This is a genomic window from Mesorhizobium subarcticum, from assembly GCF_055456085.1.
This window is the reverse complement of the sequence record NZ_CM144237.1, coordinates 4,665,575-4,684,790: the sequence shown is the minus strand read 5'-3', so window position 1 is coordinate 4,684,790 and position 19,216 is coordinate 4,665,575. Positions and strand designations below refer to the sequence as shown.

Here is a 19,216-nt window from a genome sequence, read left to right as displayed (position 1 = left end):
TGGTGACATCGATAGGACAATTGGTCTCCGAGCCGCATGCCTCCGGTAGCAAAAGACTGCCTCTTCGATAGTGGGCCTCGCGATGTAGCGGTCTACCAACTCGAACCCCATAGATGCTTGGATCAAGGTTGCACCACAGCGGATCCAGACGCCCCACCTGCTTCAAAAGCGCGCGCAGCTCAACGGGAGCCGCAAGACAGAAAGTTCGAAAAGCTTTCAGGAACTCCAGGCGATTTGGCCGTATCGAACTGCCACCACGTCGTGGAATGGCAGGCGGCAAGGCTTGATTGACTGATTGTCGCCGCCGACAAATCTTGACCGGAAGGCGCTATTGCCGGCGTGTTTTGGTTAGCGAATCGTTCAAGGCACTGGAAATGAGCCAATCGCAGGTCCCAGCAGCACCGCCCGGATGGCTGCCGGACGCGTGGCTCCGCAACGCACGGCTGGTGTCCGGCCTCGTGCTGATGGCGTTCGTGACGCTGCATTTCCTGAACCATGCGTTGCTCCTGATCTCGCTTGAAGCAGCGGATAAGGGGCGCGCGGTGTTCCTGCTGATCTGGCGCAACCCGGCCGGGACGCTGCTCCTCTACGGCGCGGTCGCCACGCATCTCGTTCTGTCGCTGCTGGCGCTCTACCAACGCCGCACGCTGGCCATGCCGGTGCGGGAGTGGGCACAGATACTGCTCGGCCTCGCCATCCCGCTTCTAATTGCCGAGCACGTGGTCGGCACGCGTGCCATGCACGCCCTCTATGAGGCCAACGACACTTACGAGTTTGTGGTGCGCTCGCTATGGATCCTGACACCGCAGGTCGGGGTGCGGCAGGCGATCGCGGTGGTCGTCATCTGGGCGCATGGCTGCCTCGGCCTCTACTTCTGGCTGCGCTATCGTCGGTGGTATCCGCGCGTCGCCTCGGCTCTGCTGGTCTTGGCGGTGCTGGTCCCGGTGCTGGCGCTGCTCGGTTTCGCTAGCGCCGGAAAGGAGGTCTCGGCGATGGGACCGCCTCGGTCGCAGTCCATCGAGCCAGCCCTTTTCGACCGGGCGTTGGCGACCAAGGAGCGCATCGACAGCAGCATCTATGCCGGTTTTGCGGGACTGATCATCCTGGTGCTGGCGGCGCGCATCGTTCGCGACCGCATCGAGCGGCGCAACCTGATAGAGGTGCGCTATGCCGGCGGGCGCAAGGTGCGCATTCCCCGCGGCTACAGCGTGCTCGACGCCAGCCGGCTGGGCGGCATCGCGCATTATGCCGTCTGCGGCGGGCGCGGACGCTGCTCGACCTGCCGCATCCGCGTGCTCGACGGCCTGGCCGAGCAGCCGGAGTCCGGTTCGATCGAAGCGGCGACCCTGCGCCGCATCGCGGCCGACGGCGACGTGCGGCTCGCCTGCCAGCTCAGGCCGCGCGGCGATCTTCGCGTCGCGCCGCTGCTGTCGCCGCCGGTCACGGCGGAGAGCCCGCTCGCTGCAACCGCCAGCGATCCCGGCCACGAGAAGGTTGTGGTGGTGATGTTCTGCGACATGCGCGGCTTCACGGCGATGGCCGACCAGCGCCTGCCATTCGACGTGGTTTTCCTGCTCAACCGCTATTTCGGCGTGATCGGCCGAGCCGTCGAAAGCTCAGGCGGCCGCGTCGACAAGTTCGTCGGCGATGGCGCCATGGCGCTGTTCGGCCTGGAGACGACGCCCGGCGAGGCATGCCGCAACGCACTTTCTGCCGCCAGCGCCATCGTCGAAGGGGTTCGCGCCCTCAGCGACGACCTTGCCGAGGAACTGCGCGCCACCATCAAGGTCGCGATCGGCATCCATGTCGGCCAGGCGATCGTCGGCTCGATGGGCTACGGCGCGGTCATGAACGTGACCGCGATCGGCGACACTATCAACGTCGGCAGCCGGCTGGAGACCGCGGCGAAGGAATTCGAGGCGGAGATCGTCGTCTCCGAAGCGGCGGTGCGGCTTTCGGGCATGGACCTCCCCGGCGCGGAGGCGCGCGAGATCGACATCCGCGGCCGCGCGCGCCCGCTCGGCGTGCTCGTCGTGCCGCGCGGCGCGGCGGTGCCGATCGCCTTGCCGGCAAAATGAGATAAGGCGGGCTCGAAATGCCCGCCTCGCACACTCCCTACGATGCCGGAGGTCAGTCGGCGCGAACCGGATCGAGCGTCATCTGCTAAAGTTCGTTGTCGCGCAATTCATCAGGCGGATAGTGCCCTTCGCGCCAAAGGGTGGCGCGTTGGATCCGGCTTCGCCAGCGCCAACTCTTCTGGATCGAAGGTCCGACTGCAAGCGTGTCGACGTCGCGCTAGTTCGCTTGAGATCTCCGCATCCAATTCCCCTGGCAAACTGGACGCCGCGGCAGACAATGAGGTTCACGGATATCCCGGCGAACATTCGCAATGGCACGGTAAATATCGTCGGCAGAAGAGCGTCCGAAAAGGGCTGTCGGCGGCTCCGTCGTGGGAACGAAAAAAGAAGAGAAGCAGAACTTTCGTGTACGATTTTTGCACGCGGACTCCCGCAACTATCTGATATTATTCATCTAGCTCTCCCATCCATCATGGGCGCGACAGATAGCCTATGATTTTGATATTCCGTCATTCTTCCTAGGATGCCAGATCGATCATAGTGAGACGCCAAGCAAGTCCCGTGCAGCGCGCCTAGGACCTTCAGCCAACTTACCAGATCTTCATATCGACGACATGCGCTATGTAGGCAAGTCCCCTCGCCGCTCAAGGCCGCAGCCCTCGTTTCGGCAGCGCGCAAAATGGGCCGGTACAAACGGCCCATATCAAATCATTGCCCCTCAACGGGTTCCGGGATCACATCCGATAGGTTCTGCCGCCCAACCCGGTCGGCAACGAGCATCGAAAGCATCATCTCGACAAGGCCATTGGCAGCCCCCTTCTCGCCACCGGTAGCGCCGATCTGGATCTGCGGCACGAGCGGCAGCCTGCCATTCTCGATCGCCTCGGCGAAGCGCATGAGAACCTGCGAGTTGAGCTGATAGTCCGGGCCGCCGAAGGCCGCGACCTTCTTCTCGGTGGCCTCGGCCTCCGCCAGACCGACGGCGCGCACCCTCTCGGCATCCGCAAAGCCGGTCGCCTTGATGCGTTCGGCATCGGCAAGCGCGATCGCCTTGATCATATCGGCCTCGCCCTGGCCGCCGAGGCGCACCTTCTCGGCCTCTGCCTTGGCAGTGACCTGAATGGTTTCCGCCTGCTGACGGGTGCGGGCGAGTTGCGCCTTGCCCTCGTTCTCACTGATCTCGATGGTAAGTGCCGACGTCGTGATCTTGGCTTGCTGTTCAGCGAGCGCCTCCTTCTCACGCAACGTGCGTTCCTGAATGGCCGCCTTCTCCTGCAATTTATAGGTCTCGACCTTTTCGACCGCGATCTGGCGCTCGCGCAGCTGGATCAGGATCTGCTCTATGCTGTTCTGGCCATTGCCAGCACGGGGCGTACCAATCAGCACTTCCTGCAGCTCGAGGCTGTAGGTATTGAATTTTTCGCGCATCTCCTCGCCCGATTTGCGCTGGATATCGCTGCGCTCCTGCAAGAGCTGGATCAGCGTCTTTGTCTGGGCAATATTCTTGAAGTAGGCAGAAACCATCGGGTCGAGCGTCTGTTCGACCAGCCGCTTGATGTCACCGAAACGCTGCACCACGAGCGGCGCCTTCATATAGTCGATATGCACGACGACGGAGAGCGGCAGCACAGGCTCGAACGCATCCTTGGTGATCAACGACACTTCAGACAGGTTCTCGTCCAGCCTGTGTTCGCCAAACTGCTCCTTCGTCCATTTGAGCACGAAGTTGGTGGTCGGCACGGTGATGATCTTGCCGGCATAGGTATTGAACGCATACTTGCCTGGCAGCAGCGGCGTTGACCAGACACCGCGCGCGCCGATTTCGACCAGCTCGCCGTGACGGTATGCCTGCCCGGATATATCCGTGCCGTGGCGGCCGTTATAGGAGACGACGACACCCACCGTGCCAACGTCAATGATCGTCTTCTCGACCAGTTCGACGGTCGCGAAAATGCGATTGAGGAAGTAGCTGCCGTCGGCCAGCACCTGCAGCTGCCGGCCACGGTAGCCACCGGCATTGAGAAACTTCTCCGGGTCCTGAAAATTGTTGTGGAAGTTGGGGTCGTTCGGGTCGTTGGCGACAGTCGGTGCGATGATTTCGCCGTCCGGCAAGGCCGGACCGTCATGGATGGTGACGATACCAATCATGTCCTCGGCATTATGGATGACGACTGGCTCAAAGCCGCCCCGCTCCGAGATCATGCTGGACATATTGCTGAAAAGGCTTTCTTCCGACGCGCCCAGATTGACGGCATAGATCGACTGGGCGGTCAGCACGATGAATTGCGCGAGATTGATGGCATAGGTGCCTTCACGCAAGATCTTGCGTTGCGGTCCTTTCTGTCCGCCTTTTTCGAGAAAGCCGCGCACATCCTGGAAATCATCGGCGTCGGTGTTGCAAGCAAGTGTCTGCGTCGGAGGCAACGGCTTGCCATCACGGGCAAAGACATAGCCGATCTGACCTTGCGGGATGGTGACAAGATTGGCGCGATGCATCGAATATTGGAACGGCATGAAGAAATGAAGGCCACCGCGCACGACTTCCGGCTGGTAGCCTGCCTCTCGGTTGAGCGCGATGAAGCCATTGCTCACCGAGCCGCGAAAACTCCATAGTTTTTCCAGGATGCCGAGCCTGTCGTTGGGGATGTAGCGGACCACGCCGCTCCGCCAGAACAAGATTGCCAGCACGATGAGCGGCACGGCTATCTCGATCGCCGGCCATTTCATCGGCTCGAGATATTGTAGGGCGTCCATTTCTTCTCTCCTATGGGCGCGCGGGTTCGTTCACCCGACGGCGACCCGGTTGGTGTTGATTGATCAGGCGGGGGATTGCGCAGCGACGCGCTCGACGCACTAAGAGTGTGTCGAACGTTTGGGCTGCTCATCGTATGGGAAAATGACCGCGCGTCCCGAGTTCCCAGTGAGGGGTGGCGTGGCCGTGAGCGATGTCACATCGGTTTTGCCTTGATAGACATAACGCAAAATGACGTAGGGATGGCGCCAACAGGTTTAAAGATATTCGGCGCGGAAATAGTATAAATATTTCCAGCGCTTTGGTTAAAGCTCCCGACACACCTCGACGCAGAAATCAACGAAGGCGCGTACCTTGGCGGGCGGATGTTTGCGCGACGGGTGAAAGGCAAACAGCGGGAAGAGCTCGCCGTGCCAGTCCGGAAAGAGATCGATCAGCATTCCATCCGCCAACAATTCCCCAACGCCCCAACTGATGACCTGGGTGACACCGGTTCCAGCGATGCATTCCTCCAGCATCGATTTGGGGTCGGTGAAGATCAGAGGTCCGCTGGTCGCAACCTCGATCGTTTCCTCGCCGCGCACGAACGCCCAGTCGAATGGCGTGCCGCTGTGCGGGTCCAGGAATTGCAGGCATCGATGCGCTGGGAGGTCCGTGGGATCGCGGGGCCGTCCATGGCGCTCGATGTAGCGCGGGGAAGCGACCGTCAGGATCGGCGCCTCGATCAACTTGCGCGCCACCAGGGTCGAGAAGCGCGGCTGCCCAAAACGAATTGCAAGGTCGATGCCATCCGACACCAGATCCCCGAACTGCTCTCTCGACACGAACTCGATCTTCAGCTCGGGATAGCGATCGCAGAAGGTGCCGAGCCGGCCTGCCAGAACCAGCGGCAGGAAGAAGGGGTCGATGTCCACCTTGAGGCGGCCTCGTACAGCCGAGGCCGTACCGGAGGCGATAACCGCCGCATCCTCGATCGCATTCAGATGGGGTTTTACGTCTTCGTAGAAGCGCCGGCCCTCGTCGGTCAGCGACAGAGATCGCGTGGTTCGATCGAGCAGCCGCACACCCAGACGCGCCTCGAGCCGTCCAATGGCCCGGCTTACGCCCGAATCGGTGATGCCGATGAGCGCGGCGGCTTTGACGAAAGTGCCGCCTTCGACCACCGCCGCCAGCACGCTTACCCCCGACAAGATCCTGCCGTCGAACGCCATGGTCATTCCTGATTTTTTGTCAGGGAGCATCGGACATATCAGCACTTAATTCAAGTTCGTCCTGGAGCGATAAGGCTGGTCATGCGACAGCACGCATCCGGAAAGGAACAGACCATGAGCACGCAGAAGAATCCCCACACCCTATTCAAAGGCGGCATCGTCATAACGATGGATGCCGCCGTCCCCAATCTCGCTACCGGCGATGTTCTGGTCGAGAACGATCGTATCGTCGCGATCGGTGCAAACATCCAGGCGGATGGCGCCGAGGTGATCGATGCCTCGGCAAGCATCGTCATGCCGGGGCTGATCGATGCGCACCATCACATGTGGCTCGGCGTGATGCGGCGTATGATGCCTGACGTCGACGACCTTTTCGCCTATATCGGTGTCGTCGCCGAAACGCTCGGCGCGCATTACCGCCCGCACGACATGTATGTCAGCACCAGCCTGACGGCCGCGGCCTCGCTCGATGCCGGCATAACGACTGTTATCGACGCTTGCCACAGTTCGCGCGGTCCCGATCACACCGATGCGGCGCTCGACGCGCTCAAGGGTTCCGGCATCCGCGCCCTGCACATGGTCGGCGCCGCCATGGACAAGAAGGCGTCCAGCGCGCATCTGCCTGCTGATCTCGAACGCCTCGCCCGCAATTGGAATGCAGGCGGCCTCGTGCAGGTTGGACTGTTCGGCCAGTTCAATCTCGACTGGTGGAAGGCCGCGCGCGACCTCGACATGCGGATCCTGACCGAGTTCATCGGCGATCTGGCAAAACTGCCCGAGGAAGTCACCGAAAAAGGCTCGTTAGGCCCGCACAACATCTTCAACCATTGCACGCGCCTGCCCGAGGATACCTGGCAGCGCTTTGCCGATGCCGGGGTCAACGTGACCGTCAATCCGCGTTCCGACGCGCTGTTTGGTTTTGATGACGACCGCTTCGCCTATCAGCAGGCCATCGACCACGGTCTCACGCCAGCGCTTGGCATCGACCTCGACACGGCCTTCGGCAGCGACCTGTTCGGCGAGATGCACGCACTGTTCGGACAGCAGCGTTCGGCGATGCGCTACCGCCGCTTCCGGGGCGAAACCGACGTGCCGGGGCCGATTTCCGTCGAAGCGGTGCTGCAAGCCGCCACCATCAATGGCGCCCGTGCCGCCGGCCTTGAAGACTCTATCGGCACGCTGACATCAGGCAAGCAGGCCGACATCATCATGGTGCGCACAAACGATGTCGCCGTGTTCCCGCTCTCCAACGCCATCGGCACCATCGTCCAGGCGGTCGAACGCTCCGACGTCGACACCGTGATGGTCGCCGGCAAAATCCGCAAACGCGCCGGCAAACTGGTCGACATCGATCTCGCCAAGCTGGCATCCGAGGCAACAGCCTCACGCGATTATCTGCTCGAAGCCAGCGGTTATCGCAGCAGCCTCTTCGGTGCCGCCGCGAAATAATCCGTCAGATCCGGCAGGTCGCCCACAAGCGGCGGCCTGCCGCCCCCCAACCATTCCATGGAGGCTGTCATGTCAGCACTCGCTGCGGTTAACCGGTCGAATGCCGCGCCGGCTCATCTTTCGCGTCCCGCGCCCGGCATCATCGCGGCGCTGTTCTGCGGCTATCTCTGCGTCGGCCTGCCGCTGCCGGTGCTGCCACTGTTTGTCCATGACAAACTGGGGTTCAGCAGCCTGATCGTCGGGCTGGTGATCGGCATCCAGTTCCTGGCTACCGTGCTGACGCGCGGCTATGCCGGGCGTGTCACGGATCAGCAAGGCGGCAAGCGCGCGGCAATTCAGGGTGCGGTCGTTTGCGCGTGTGCCGGGCTGCTCTATTTCGTCTCCGCGCTGCCTGGCCTGTCCCCTGCAACCAGCCTCGCCATCGTGGTTGTCGGCCGCCTGACGGCCGGGTTTGGCGAGAGCCAGTTCGTCACCGGTTGCGTCTCATGGTCGATCGCCTCGGTCGGCCCGCAGCGCGCCGGCATGTCGATGTCCTGGACCGGCATTGCGATGTTCGCGGCCCTCGCCGTCGGCGCGCCGGTCGGCATGGCACTCTATCAGGCTTACGGCCTGGACGCCGCCATGGTTGCCTGCATCGTGGCACCGCTTGTCGCCGCCGCCATCGCCTTCGGCTCGACCTCCTACATGACGCCTGGCGGCCAACGACTGCCCTTCTACCGCGTCATCGGTCAGATTTGGCGCGAAGGTCTAGGCCTCATGCTGCAAGGCGTCGGTCTTTCCGGCCTCACTGCCTTTGCCTCGCTCTATTTCGCTGCGCATGGCTGGAGCCATGCCGGTCTGGTGATGACCGCTTTCGGCATTGGCTTCATTCTCATGCGGGTCTTGTTTGGACATCTGCCCGACAGGATCGGCGGCTATCGCGTCGCCCTGTGGTCGATGGTCATAGAGGCGATCGGACAGGTGATGATCTGGAGTGCCCCGCATGAGAGCGTCGCGCTGGCCGGCGCCCTGGTCACCGGGCTGGGCTGCGCGCTGATCTTTCCTGCCCTTGGTGTCGAAGCCTTGAAGCGTGTCCTGCCGGCCAACAGGGGCAGTGCCATGGGTGCCTTTGTCGCTTTCCTCGATATCGCCTACGGGCTCGCAGGACCTGTCGCGGGCTTCGTCGCCGGCCAGTTCGGGTATGCTGCCGTCTACCTGCTTGGTGCGGCCAGCGCGTTGCTTGGCGTGGCGTTGGTCTCCACAGCACGCAGCCACGAAGATTGATCGTCGACCTATCCCCGCGCAACGACGCGGCCAGTTTCAAGGAGATTGCCATGTCGCGTATCTTCATTTCCGGCTCGTCCGCCGGCCTCGGCCTGATGGCGGGCGAACTGCTCATAAGCCAGGGCCACCAGGTCGTCCTTCATGCCCGCAACGCAGCCCGCGCCACTGACGCCCGTCAGGCGTTACCCCAAGCCGAGGCGATCGTGGAAGGCGACCTCGAGACAGTTGCCGGAGCCAGGCAACTTGCCGCGCGCGTCAATGAATTCGGCCGCTTCGATGCGGTGATCCATAATGCCGCCGTTGGCTATCGTGAAGCCCATCGCCTGACGGCCGATGGCCTGCCACATATCTTCGCCATCAACACTTTGTCAGCCTATGTCTTGACCGCCTTGATCGAGCGGCCACACCGGCTCGTCTATCTCAGCTCGGGCATGCATCATCACGCCGATGCCAATCTCGACGACATCCTTTGGCGCAAGCGCCGCTGGAACAGTTCGACCGCCTATGTCGAGAGCAAGTTGCACGATGCGATGCTGGCGTTCGCGGTAGCCCGTCGCTGGCCTGAAATCTTGTCGAATGCGCTCGAACCCGGCTGGGTGCCCACAAAAATGGGTGGCCCCGGGGCGCCCGACGACATGAAGCAGGCTCACGTGACGCAGGCCTGGCTGGCGGCCAGCGACGAGCCGCATGCCAAAACGACCGGCCGCTATTTTTATCACCTACGTCCGCTGGCCGCCAATCGTCAGGCCGACGACAAGGCGCTTCAGAATCGTCTGCTTGAAATCTGCGCCGAGCTTTCCCGCATCGCGCTGCCTGCCTGAGCCTGGGATTCAGAGGCCCCGCAGCTGATCCAGAACATTCCCTAAGCTGTCACGCATACGACAGGTCATCCTACGGTAGGATTGGTCGAAGCAGGAGCGGAGGTCAGCATGAACGATCCAGCCAGGGGAAAACCTGTCTACGATCCACAAAATCTGGAGCCGCTGCTGATTTCGCTGCAGCATGCTGGCGATGTCGATGGCATGACCGCTTTGTTCGAACCTGATGCGGTGATCGACTGTGGCGGCGGACGTTTTCTACGCGGCCGCGACGCCATTCGCGGCTACTATGCCGAGATCGTCGAGTCAGGCCGCAAGTTTGCCATGGGAGAACAGCGGCCAGCGCTCATTTGCGGTGACCTGGCGCTCACCTCCACCTGTCTTCCCGATGGCGACATAACCAGCGAAGTTGCCCGACGGCAAAGCGATGGCTCGTGGCTTTGGGTTATCGACCGCTATTCCGTCGCTTGGGCACACAGATAAAAACCCCTTGCGCCGTTGCGGACGTAGTCCGTAACGTTCAGCAATAACATCCAGCAATCCGGCCCGGCTATCGCCGCAGCGCGTATACGGCCGCCATGGTATCGCCGGCGACAGGCAGCGCCATATCATCGTCCAGAAGCCGCGTGATACGGGCAAAGCCCGTGAACGCCTTCCTGGCTTCCTCGGCCGACATCTGACCCGACAAAGCCGCCGAGCAGCAGTTCAGCGCACATTGAAACACGGGCCCACGTCGTCCCGTCGGCCATTTACGCAAGAAAACCATCGCCTCGGCGACACTATCCACTTCTTCTACAGGATGCCCCTGCCCGCGCGAGATCCGCACGGGCGAAAAGAAATGCAGGTAGTCCATCGTTTCCTCCCGGTCGATCGCGATGCGCTCGATCGAACCCTATGAAACGCGCTGTCCGGCGGTTGGTTCCATGCGGAAAACAAAATCTTCGGAAATCTTTTGGCCGGCAGCGATCAACGATGCGGCGGTGGCGTCGGCTATATCGTCGGGAAGTGGCAGGCCACTTTGCGGCCTGGTCGATATTCCCTCAGCTCCGGCCGTTCCGAGCGGCAACGCTCGACCGCGATCGGGCACCTTGGGTGAAAACGGCAGCCGGATGGAGGGTTGAGCGGGCTCGGCACGTCACCGGTCAGGATGATGCGCTTGCGCGTACCGCTGGGCGTCGTCTCGACGACGGGAACGGCCGAGATCAGCGCCTGGCTGTAAGGATGGGCCGGGGCCGCGAACACCTCTTCCGCCGGCCCCTCTTCGACAATCGAGCCGAGATACATGACCGCGATGCGGGTCGACACCTGACGCACCACCGACAGGTCGTGGGCGATGAAGATGTAGGTGAGGTTCAGCTTCTCCTGCAGGTCTGCAAGCAGGTTGACGATCTGCGCCTGCACCGACACGTCGAGCGCCGAGACCGGTTCGTCCAGCACGACGAGATCGGGATTCAACGCAATCGCCCGCGCAATGCCGACGCGCTGGCGTTGCCCGCCGGAGAATTCATGGGGATAGCGCATGACATGATCGGGCTGCAGCCCGACAAGGTCGAACAGTTCGGCTACCCGTGCGGTGATCTCGCGAGACGAAAGCTTGCCATGGATGCGCAACGGCTCGGCCACCAGATCGCCGACGCGCCGGCGCGGATTGAGCGAGGCCGACGGGTCCTGGAACACCATTTGCAGGCGGCGGCGCAGTGGCTTGAGTTCAGACAGCGACTTCGACGTGATGTCGTCGCCTTCGAACAGGAGTTGACCGTCTGATATCTCGTAGAGCCTCACCAGGCAGCGCGCCAGCGTGGACTTGCCGCACCCGGACTCCCCGACCAGCCCGACTGTTTCGCCGCGCCGCACGGTCAGCGAAACATTATCGACCGCATGGACGGTTCGCTTGCCTTCGGCGGAAAACCGGCTGCCGATCGAAAAACGCTTGCCCAGCGAACGCGTCTCGAGAATTGGGCTGTCGATCATCGGTCCGCTCATGCCTGCGCCACCCGATAGCATGCCGCGGCATGGGTGCCGCCCCTGAGGTCAGGCTTGTCGGCCACACAGGGCTCATATCGAACCGGGCATCGCGGACCGAAGGCACAGCCTTGCGGCAAGCGCAGCAGCGATGGCGGCGAGCCGGGAATGGCCGGCAGACGTCGCGGTTTCTCGCCGGTCAATGGCGGGATCGAACCGAGCAGCGCGCGTGTATAGGGATGTCTGGGATCGGAAAACAGCTCTGTGCGGCTGCCGCGTTCGACCACGCGGCCGGCATACATGACCATCACCCGGTCGGCGAGTTCGGAGACCACCCCCATGTCATGCGTGATGAACACAACCGCAGATTTATGCGTCGCGCGCAGCTTGCGCACGAGGTCGAGAATGCCGGCCTGCACCGTCACGTCGAGCGCCGTTGTCGGCTCGTCCGCCACCAGCAGCGCCGGATTGCACGACAAAGCCATTGCAATCACGGCCCGCTGGCGCATGCCGCCGGAAAGCTGGTGCGGATAGCGCGACATCGCCTCATGCGGGTTGGGAAAATTCACCTCGGCCAGCAGTTCTTCGACACGCTCCATCGCCTTGGCCTTGCTGATGTTGCGATGCGCGCGGATCTGTTCGGCGATCTGCCAGCCGATCGTGTAGACAGGCGTCAGTGCTGTCATCGGGTCCTGGAAAATCATCGCGATCTCGTTGCCACGCAGCCGCCTCAGTTCGCGCGCGGGCAACCCCACCAGTTCGCGGTCCTTGTAGCGGATCGAGCCTTCGATGATGGCGTTGGGATCGGTGATGAGGCCCATGACCGCCAGCAGCGACACCGTCTTGCCGGAACCGGATTCGCCGACGACACCGAGGATCTCGCTTTCCTCGAGGTCGAAGGAGACGCCGTCGATGGCCCGCACCAGGCCGCCATCGGTGCGGAAGGATACTTTGAGATCGCGCACCGACAGTATCATGATGTCCTCAGGCGCGGGTCGAGAAGGATATAGACGAAATCGACGACGGCATTGGCGATGACCACGAACATCGACGCGTACATCACCGTTGCCATGATCATCGGCAAGTCGAGATTCTGCAGCGCGTCATAGGTCAGCTTGCCGATGCCGTGCAATCCGAACACCACTTCGGTCAGAAGGGCTGAACCCCCCACCAGCGCGCCGAAGTCGAGACCAAACAAGGTGACGAAGGCGATCAGCGACGTTCGCAAGGCATGGCGCAGCAGGATGCGGGTCTCCGACAGGCCCTTGGCGCGGGCGGTGCGGATATAGTCTTCCTGCAGGGATTCGATGATGGCCGCGCGCAAGACGCGCCCGTAGATACCGATATAGAGGATGGCCAGCGTGATCCATGGAATGACCAGGGTCAGGAACCAGCCTTTCGGATCGTCGGAGAAATTCTTGTAGCCAAGCGGCGGCACCCAGGAGAACGCCCAGCTGTCGTGGTAGCGGCTCTGGGTGATCAGGTTCATCACCTCGCCCAGCCAGTAGACCGGCATGGAAATGCCGAGCAGCCCCAGCGCCATCAGAAGCTTGTCCAGCCAGCTGTCGCGGGTGGCGGCGGCGACGATGCCGATGATGATCGAGACAACCACCCACAGGATCGCCGCGCCGAACACCAGCGAGAGCGTGACGGGGATCGAATCCATGACCGCCGGCACCACCTTCCAGCCGCGATTGACGAAGGAGGTCAGGTCGCCGGTGACGAAGATCTTCTCCATCATCTTCACATACTGCACGTAGAGCGGCTGGTCGAAGCCAAAGGAGTGCCGGACCGCTTCCAGCACCTCCGGCGACGCGTTGCGGCCGGCGATGCGAGCCGCCGGGTCGGCGCCCGGCGTGGCGAAGAAGATCAGGAAGACGATGACCGAGATGCCGAACATCACGAACAGCATTTGGCCGAAACGGCGAAGAATGGCGTAAAACATCAGTCGCGCCCCAGCCGAACCTTGGAGCGCGGATCGAGCGCATCGCGCAGGCCGTCGCCGAAAACATTGAGAGTCATCACGGAAACGGCGATCGCCAGGCCAGGCACCAGCGCCACAAGCGGCCGCGTGTAAAGCAGCGCCTGCCCGTCCTGGATGATGGTGCCCCAGCTCGCGGCCGGCGGCTGCACGCCGATCGACAGGAAGGAGAGCGCCGATTCCGTCAGCATGTTCAGCGCCATCATCAACGGCACGAAGACGATCAGCGTGGTCGTGATATTAGGCAGGATGTCACGCCACAGGATGCGCCATCCCGGCACGCCCAGATTGATCGCGGCGTGCACGAATTCGCTGTGGCGCAGCGCCAGAACCTGGCCGCGTATCGGGCGCGCAACGTAAGGCACATAGACGATGCCGATGATGATGATCGGCAGCCACAGGCTGCCGGATTCGATATCGATCGGCCCGATCCTGATGCCTTGCGCGATGGTGACGATGGAAAGCGAAATCGCCAGCAGATAGATCGGGAACGCCCAGAGAATGTCGAGCAGGCGCGACAACACCGTGTCGGTGATGCCGCCGAAATAGCCGGCGATCAATCCGGCCAGCGTGCCGACGATCAGCGTGAACAGCGTGGCAGCACCGGCGATCAGCAGCGAGCTCAGCCCGCCATAGAGCATTCTCGCCATGACATCGCGGCCCTGGCTGTCGGCCCCGAGAAAATAGTTGCCGAGCTGCCAGGTTGGGCCGATCGGCGTATAGCCGAGGCCGAGCCCCTCAGTCGACGGCTCCATCACCGGGACGTCGGCGCCGTCGATCTGGATGACGGCGTCGAGCGTCGAGGCGAAGGGGTCCGTGCCCGCCCATTTCGCATAAAGAGGTGCGCTGAAACAGGCGATGACGATCAGCAGGAATACGGCCAGGCACGCCATGGCGGCCCTGTCCGTTGCCAGCTTCGCAAACGCGACGGCCCAGGGCCCTCGCGTCTTGCGCGGCATGGCTGCGACTTGGTTGGACACGGGTATGTGCCTTGCGTGGTTCGTTACTGCACCCAGGACTGGGTGACAATCCAGTTGAACTGCGGGTTGAACTTGAAGTTGCCGATGCGCTTGCTGACGAAGTCAAGCCGCTTCGGCGTGAAGAGGCCGACGGCCGGTGCCTTGTCCGTGACCTGCCTGTCGACTTCGGCCCACAATTTGTCGGCCGCCTTCTGGTCGGTCACTCCGAGGTCCAGCGCCTTCTGCATCTTGGCGTCGATGTCCTTGTCGCAGAAGCCGGCGATGTTGATCGAAGCGTCCGAACCTTCCCGGAAGGAAGCGCAGCTGAACAGGATGTTCAGGAAGTCCGAAGCCGCCGGATAATCCTTGTACCACTGGGTGACGGACATCTGCACCTTATTGTTGGTGTTCTGGATGTAGGTGAACTGCAGGTTGGACGAGATCGGCTTGACGTCGGCGACATAGCCGATGGTGGTCAGCACGCTCTGCAGATAGACGCCAATCGAGCGCGAGATGGCTGTATCCTCGACGATGATGGTCACCTTCTGGCCCTTGGTGCCGGATTCCTCGACGAGCTGCTTTGCCTTGTCCAGATCGGGTGCCGACCATTTGGCGCCTGGGTTCTTGGTGAAGGGGCAATAGTCTTCGTGGCCGGGGAAGTCCGGCGGCAGAACCTGGCAGACCGGCGAGGCCAGCACCTTGCCGCCGAACAGCTTGACCAGCGTGTTGCGGTCGATCGCATAGGCAACGGCCTGGCGTGCCTTTTCATTATCGAACGGCGCGAGACGGTTGTTCAGCGGCGCGTACCACCACGCCGAAAGCGGCGAGATGTGCAGCTGGTCCATGGACTTGCTGCCAAGTTCGCCCAAGCGGTCGCTCGGCAGCGCGTCGAACATCCAGTCCGCCTCGCCGTTCTGGATCGCGGTGACGGCTGCTTCCTCGGACAGGCCGAAATCATATTGTACGACATCCGGGTAACCGTCCGGCTGCGCTTCCTCGCTCCACTGCTTGAAGTTCGGGTTGCGCGATACCGTCATGCCCTTGTTGGGATCGAAGGCGGAGATCATGTACGCACCGGTGCTGGGAATGGGCTTGGAACCCATGTCCTCCGCCGGCGTGTCGGCCGGCAGGACCACGGCGTGCGGCAACGCAAGCTTGTAGAGGATCTCAGCGTCAGGCTTGGTGAGATTGATGGTGACGGTGCTGGCCGCTTCGTCGCCGACAACGCCGCCGTCCAGCGTGCAGCTTTTGGTGTCGGCCAGACATTTGTCGGCGCCGACGATGCCGGCATAGAAGGTGCCGGAGGTCGGCCCGGACACCTTGAAGATGCGCTGGAAGGAGGCAACGACGTCTTTTACGCCAAGCTCCTGGCCGCTGGAGAACTTGATGCCCTTGCGCAGCTTGAAGGTGAAGGTCTTGCCGTCATTGCTGACCTGCGGCAACGCTTCGGCCAGATCGGGAACGATGGTGAAGCCATCCTTGCCCTCGGCCTTGCGGAAAGCCACCAGGCCGTCATAGACCGGCTGGTACATCTGCCAGCCCTGATCGGTGTAGTTGATGTGCGGATCGAGCGTTCCCGCCGCCGAGCGGGCCAGAAGGCGAATGGTGCCGCCTCGGTGCTCCCTAAGATATTCGGCCTGTGCCGGGGCCAGCCATGTGCCGGCCAGTAAAGCCGCGGCTGATGCGGCCAAAAGCAGTTTCTTCATGTTTAGTTCCCCTTTTCTCAGTTGTCGTTGTCGTCCAGGAAGTCGCCCACCACCCGCATGCACGCATCTTGCTCTTCGACATGCGGCATGTGGCTGGAATGCTCGAATGTCTCCCAGTGCGATCCCTTGATGCCGTCCTTGAAGGGCTGCACGGTCGCGGGCGTCGCCTCGTCGTAGCGTCCGGAAATGATCAGCGTCGGAACATCGATGGCCGGCAGCCGGTCGATGATGCTCCAGTTCATCAGGGTTCCGATGACATGGAACTCGTTCGGCCCATTCATCACATTATAAACCGTCGGATTGCGCACGATCTGGGCGAAGGTCTCCGTCACCTCGGGCGGGAATGGCACGACCCGGCAGACATGCCGTTCGTAGAACCGTATCGTGGCTTCCTGGTACGCCGGATCGTCCGTCGTGCCAGCCTGTTCGTGCCGGGTCAGCGTCTCCTGCACATTCGCAGGCAGGTCGGCGCGCAATCTGTTCGCCTCTTCGACCCATAGCTTCATCGAAGCCGGCGAGTTGGCGATGGTCAGCGACTTCAGGCCTTCCGGCCGCGTCACGCCGTATTCGGCGCCCAGCATGCCGCCCCAACTCTGGCCGAGCACATGGAAGCCTCTGCGGATGCCGAGATGATCGACGAGGTTTTCTAGCTCGTCGATGAAAAGCCGGGGCGTCCAGAAGTCGGCGCCCTTCTGCGGCAGCAAGGTGGAATTGCCGCAGCCCAACTGGTCATAGTGGATGACCGCGCGGCCTCGTCGGGCAAGAAGCTTGTAGGCATCGACATAATTGTGGGCGGCGCCCGGCCCGCCATGCAGGATAACCACCGGGGCCTTGCCGGCGTCGAGGTCGCCAGAGATTCGATACCAGGTCTCGTAGTTGCCGAAGTTGGCCCGCCCCTCCTTGCTTGCGATCTCGGACGACATTTCGGTTCCTCGCGTGGCTGAAGACATGCTTGATCGCCTAGTTCGTTGTGCGCGTGGAGCGCACCCATTCTTCCAGCATCTGCACGCCGAAAGCCGTGGCGCCTTCGCGGCCGAGCGGCCGATCCGCGTCAGCCATTTCCTTGCCGGCGATGTCGAGATGCACCCAGGGCCGATCCTCGGTGAAATGGCGCAGGAACGCCGCCGCGTAAGGCGCGTCGCCGTCTTCCATATCCTTGGCGTGGTGGCGGATATCGGCGAAGGGCGATTGCAGCCCCTCGTCATAGGCTTTGTCGAGCGGCAGCTGCCAGAACCGCTCACCGGCCGTTTCGCCTGCAGCAATCATCTGCGACGCGATGGCGTCGTCGGTGCTGAACAGGCCGGCGAAGACCGATCCCAGACCACGCATCACTGAATAGGTCAGTGTCGCCAGATCGACGATCACCGAGGGATTGAAGCGCGAGGCGGCGTAATAGAGGCAGTCGGCAAGGATCAGGCGCCCTTCCGCATCCGTGTCGAACACTTCCACGGTCTGTCCCGAGGCCGTCGTGATGATGTCGCGCGGCTTGAGCGCGGTGCCGGACGGCATGTTCTCGGCAATGCCGAGAACACCGACGGCATGCACCGGGCTGCCTTGCCGGGCGAGCGCGATCAGCAGGCCGACGACAGCCGCCGCGCCGCCCATGTCGGCCTTCATGTCGAACATCTGCTCGCCGCGCTTGATGCAGAGGCCACCGGAATCGAAGCATACGCCCTTGCCGACGAAAGCCATCGGTTGCGAAGGAGCGCCCTTGCCGCGATAGCGCAGCACCGCCACGCGCGGCGGCCGTGCCGAGCCTGCGCCGACGGCCAGGATCGCGTTCATGCCGAGCTCCTTCAGCCGCGCCGTGTCGAGTATCTCGACATCGATTCCGGCTTCGCGCAGCGGCGCCAGATGATCGTGGAAATTGTCGGGGTGGAGATGGTTCGGCGGCAAGTTGACCAGGGTGCGCGCATACTCGACGCCATCGGCGATGGCATTGACCCGTGTCAGCGCCGTGGTCAGCTCTGGGCCAGCTGCTCCAACCATCCGCACCCGCAAGGTTCTGTCCGCCCCTGCCCCTTGCCGTTGGTTGCGCATGTCGAAGCGATAACGCCGCAGCCGCATGCCAAGCGCGACGCGCGACAGGATTTCCGCCCCCGGCAGCTCGACGCCGGCGATCGGGTCAAGGACAAGGGTGGCCGCACATTCGCACTTGCTCTCCAGATGCGCGGCAAGCAGACCGCCGGCGCGTGCCAGGGAGAGTTTGGTCACGGCTTCCGCCTTGCCCAAGGCCAGCACGATCACGCGCCGGGCCGATACCGATTGCGGAGCGATAAGATCGATACAGGCGCCGGATTCGGCCAAGGCAGCCGGGTCGGAGCAGGCACGAGACAGGATTCCGCTCATTTCAGCATCCAGCGCCGCTGCCCGGGGGCCCAAGCCTGTCTGGGCAGTTTGCAAGATCACGACGACCGGGGTTTCCGCGGAAACCTCGTCTGCCGTTTCAAAGATCGGCACTGGCGATTGAGGCATAGGCTGGCATTCTCCCCTTTTCGGGAAACTTTCGGCCCAGGCGGCTGATTGCGGCATGCGCAAAGCTTCGCCTGCCATCGGAAGAACCGGTCAATCCGGTCGCCGCCGTTGGTTGAATGGTGCCGAAGTTCCCCAAATAGTCGTTTTCTTAAGGCGACTTAATTGTTCCTGCCATTTGGGTAGCCCCGAACAGGGCAGGCGATCAAACGCCAATTTTGTCCATGTCGATTGACAAAAACTCAACTGACAATTCAAGATCGGCCAATGGCCCTACCCTCACTCAACGGCATGCGCGCTTTCGAGGCCGCGGCACGTCTTGGCAGCGTCAAGGATGCAGCCGAAGAATTGCACCTGACGCCCTCTGCCATCAGCCGCCACATCCGTGCACTCGAAAGAAATCTCGGCCAGGATCTGTTCGAGCGCGGCTTTCGCCAGATAACGCCGACTATCCGGGGCTCCTATTATGCGCGCAGCCTCTCCGAAGCGTTCGAAGCCATCTGGCGCGCTACCGACGATGTCAGTCTCTCCGATGGCCCGAGCCACGGCAGGACCCAGCGCGTCA

Annotated in this window: 15 protein-coding genes and 1 pseudogene; 6 read left to right on the top strand and 10 right to left on the bottom strand. The window is 62.4% G+C overall.

Annotation, left to right across the window (positions count from 1 at the left end; genetic code table 11):
• Window positions 1–374: 374 nt before the first annotated feature.
• Window positions 375–2,078 carry an adenylate/guanylate cyclase domain-containing protein gene (locus ACZYHG_RS22745; RefSeq protein ID WP_464610476.1) on the top strand — a complete coding sequence of 568 codons (1,704 nt, stop codon included), beginning with the start codon at window positions 375–377 and terminating at the stop codon, window positions 2,076–2,078.
• A 708-nt stretch (window positions 2,079–2,786) separates the two neighbouring features.
• On the opposite strand, the gene ACZYHG_RS22740 is transcribed toward ACZYHG_RS22745, so the two are convergent.
• The gene (locus ACZYHG_RS22740) at window positions 2,787–4,832 is read right to left on the bottom strand and encodes an SPFH domain-containing protein (protein WP_464610475.1); all 2,046 of its coding nucleotides are present in this window, start codon (window positions 4,830–4,832) and stop codon (window positions 2,787–2,789) included.
• Between the two features lie 303 nt (window positions 4,833–5,135).
• Window positions 5,136–6,041, bottom strand: coding sequence for a LysR family transcriptional regulator (locus ACZYHG_RS22735; RefSeq protein ID WP_464610474.1), 906 nt, complete (start codon window positions 6,039–6,041; stop codon window positions 5,136–5,138).
• A 114-nt stretch (window positions 6,042–6,155) separates the two neighbouring features.
• Here ACZYHG_RS22735 and ACZYHG_RS22730 point away from each other — a divergent pair, with 114 nt between their 5' ends.
• The 4 genes from ACZYHG_RS22730 (at window position 6,156) to ACZYHG_RS22715 (ending at window position 10,054) form a co-directional block, all read left to right on the top strand.
• Complete coding sequence (locus tag ACZYHG_RS22730; RefSeq protein ID WP_464610473.1) at window positions 6,156–7,490, top strand: amidohydrolase family protein; 1,335 nt, start codon at window positions 6,156–6,158, stop codon at window positions 7,488–7,490.
• Window positions 7,491–7,559: 69 nt separating this feature from the next.
• Window positions 7,560–8,753 carry an arabinose transporter gene (locus ACZYHG_RS22725; protein WP_464610472.1) on the top strand — a complete coding sequence of 398 codons (1,194 nt, stop codon included), beginning with the start codon at window positions 7,560–7,562 and terminating at the stop codon, window positions 8,751–8,753.
• Window positions 8,754–8,803: 50 nt separating this feature from the next.
• Complete coding sequence (locus ACZYHG_RS22720; RefSeq protein WP_464610471.1) at window positions 8,804–9,574, top strand: SDR family NAD(P)-dependent oxidoreductase; 771 nt, start codon at window positions 8,804–8,806, stop codon at window positions 9,572–9,574.
• A gap of 108 nt (window positions 9,575–9,682) precedes the next feature.
• The gene (locus ACZYHG_RS22715) at window positions 9,683–10,054 is read left to right on the top strand and encodes a YybH family protein (protein WP_464610470.1); all 372 of its coding nucleotides are present in this window, start codon (window positions 9,683–9,685) and stop codon (window positions 10,052–10,054) included.
• Window positions 10,055–10,121: 67 nt separating this feature from the next.
• Here ACZYHG_RS22715 and ACZYHG_RS22710 read toward each other — a convergent pair whose 3' ends face one another.
• The 8 genes from ACZYHG_RS22710 to ACZYHG_RS22675 form a co-directional block, all read right to left on the bottom strand.
• Window positions 10,122–10,424, bottom strand: coding sequence for a DUF982 domain-containing protein (locus ACZYHG_RS22710; protein ID WP_027029005.1), 303 nt, complete (start codon window positions 10,422–10,424; stop codon window positions 10,122–10,124).
• Window positions 10,425–10,561: 137 nt separating this feature from the next.
• Window positions 10,562–11,542 carry an ABC transporter ATP-binding protein gene (locus ACZYHG_RS22705; protein WP_464610469.1) on the bottom strand — a complete coding sequence of 327 codons (981 nt, stop codon included), beginning with the start codon at window positions 11,540–11,542 and terminating at the stop codon, window positions 10,562–10,564.
• Window positions 11,543–11,550: 8 nt separating this feature from the next.
• Window positions 11,551–12,510, bottom strand: coding sequence for an ABC transporter ATP-binding protein (locus ACZYHG_RS22700; protein WP_464610468.1), 960 nt, complete (start codon window positions 12,508–12,510; stop codon window positions 11,551–11,553).
• A complete protein-coding gene (locus ACZYHG_RS22695; RefSeq protein WP_464610467.1) occupies window positions 12,507–13,478 on the bottom strand; it encodes an ABC transporter permease in 972 nt (323 codons plus the stop codon). The genes ACZYHG_RS22700 and ACZYHG_RS22695 overlap by 4 nt, the downstream gene beginning before the upstream one ends.
• Window positions 13,478–14,494: an ABC transporter permease gene (locus ACZYHG_RS22690; protein WP_464610466.1), complete on the bottom strand. Its 1,017-nt coding sequence runs from the start codon at window positions 14,492–14,494 to the stop codon at window positions 13,478–13,480. The genes ACZYHG_RS22695 and ACZYHG_RS22690 overlap by 1 nt, the downstream gene beginning before the upstream one ends.
• 23 nt (window positions 14,495–14,517) lie before the next feature.
• A complete protein-coding gene (locus ACZYHG_RS22685; protein WP_464610465.1) occupies window positions 14,518–16,179 on the bottom strand; it encodes an ABC transporter substrate-binding protein in 1,662 nt (553 codons plus the stop codon).
• Between the two features lie 17 nt (window positions 16,180–16,196).
• Complete coding sequence (locus ACZYHG_RS22680) at window positions 16,197–17,102, bottom strand: proline iminopeptidase-family hydrolase (protein WP_464610464.1); 906 nt, start codon at window positions 17,100–17,102, stop codon at window positions 16,197–16,199.
• Window positions 17,103–17,139: 37 nt separating this feature from the next.
• Entirely contained in the window at window positions 17,140–18,654 is a 1,515-nt protein-coding gene (locus tag ACZYHG_RS22675; protein ID WP_464610463.1) for a leucyl aminopeptidase, read from the bottom strand.
• A 264-nt stretch (window positions 18,655–18,918) separates the two neighbouring features.
• Between ACZYHG_RS22675 and ACZYHG_RS22670 the strand changes: the two are divergent.
• A pseudogene (locus tag ACZYHG_RS22670) lies at window positions 18,919–19,050 on the top strand (LysR family transcriptional regulator); the annotation flags it as partial.
• Window positions 19,051–19,216: the final 166 nt, after the last annotated feature.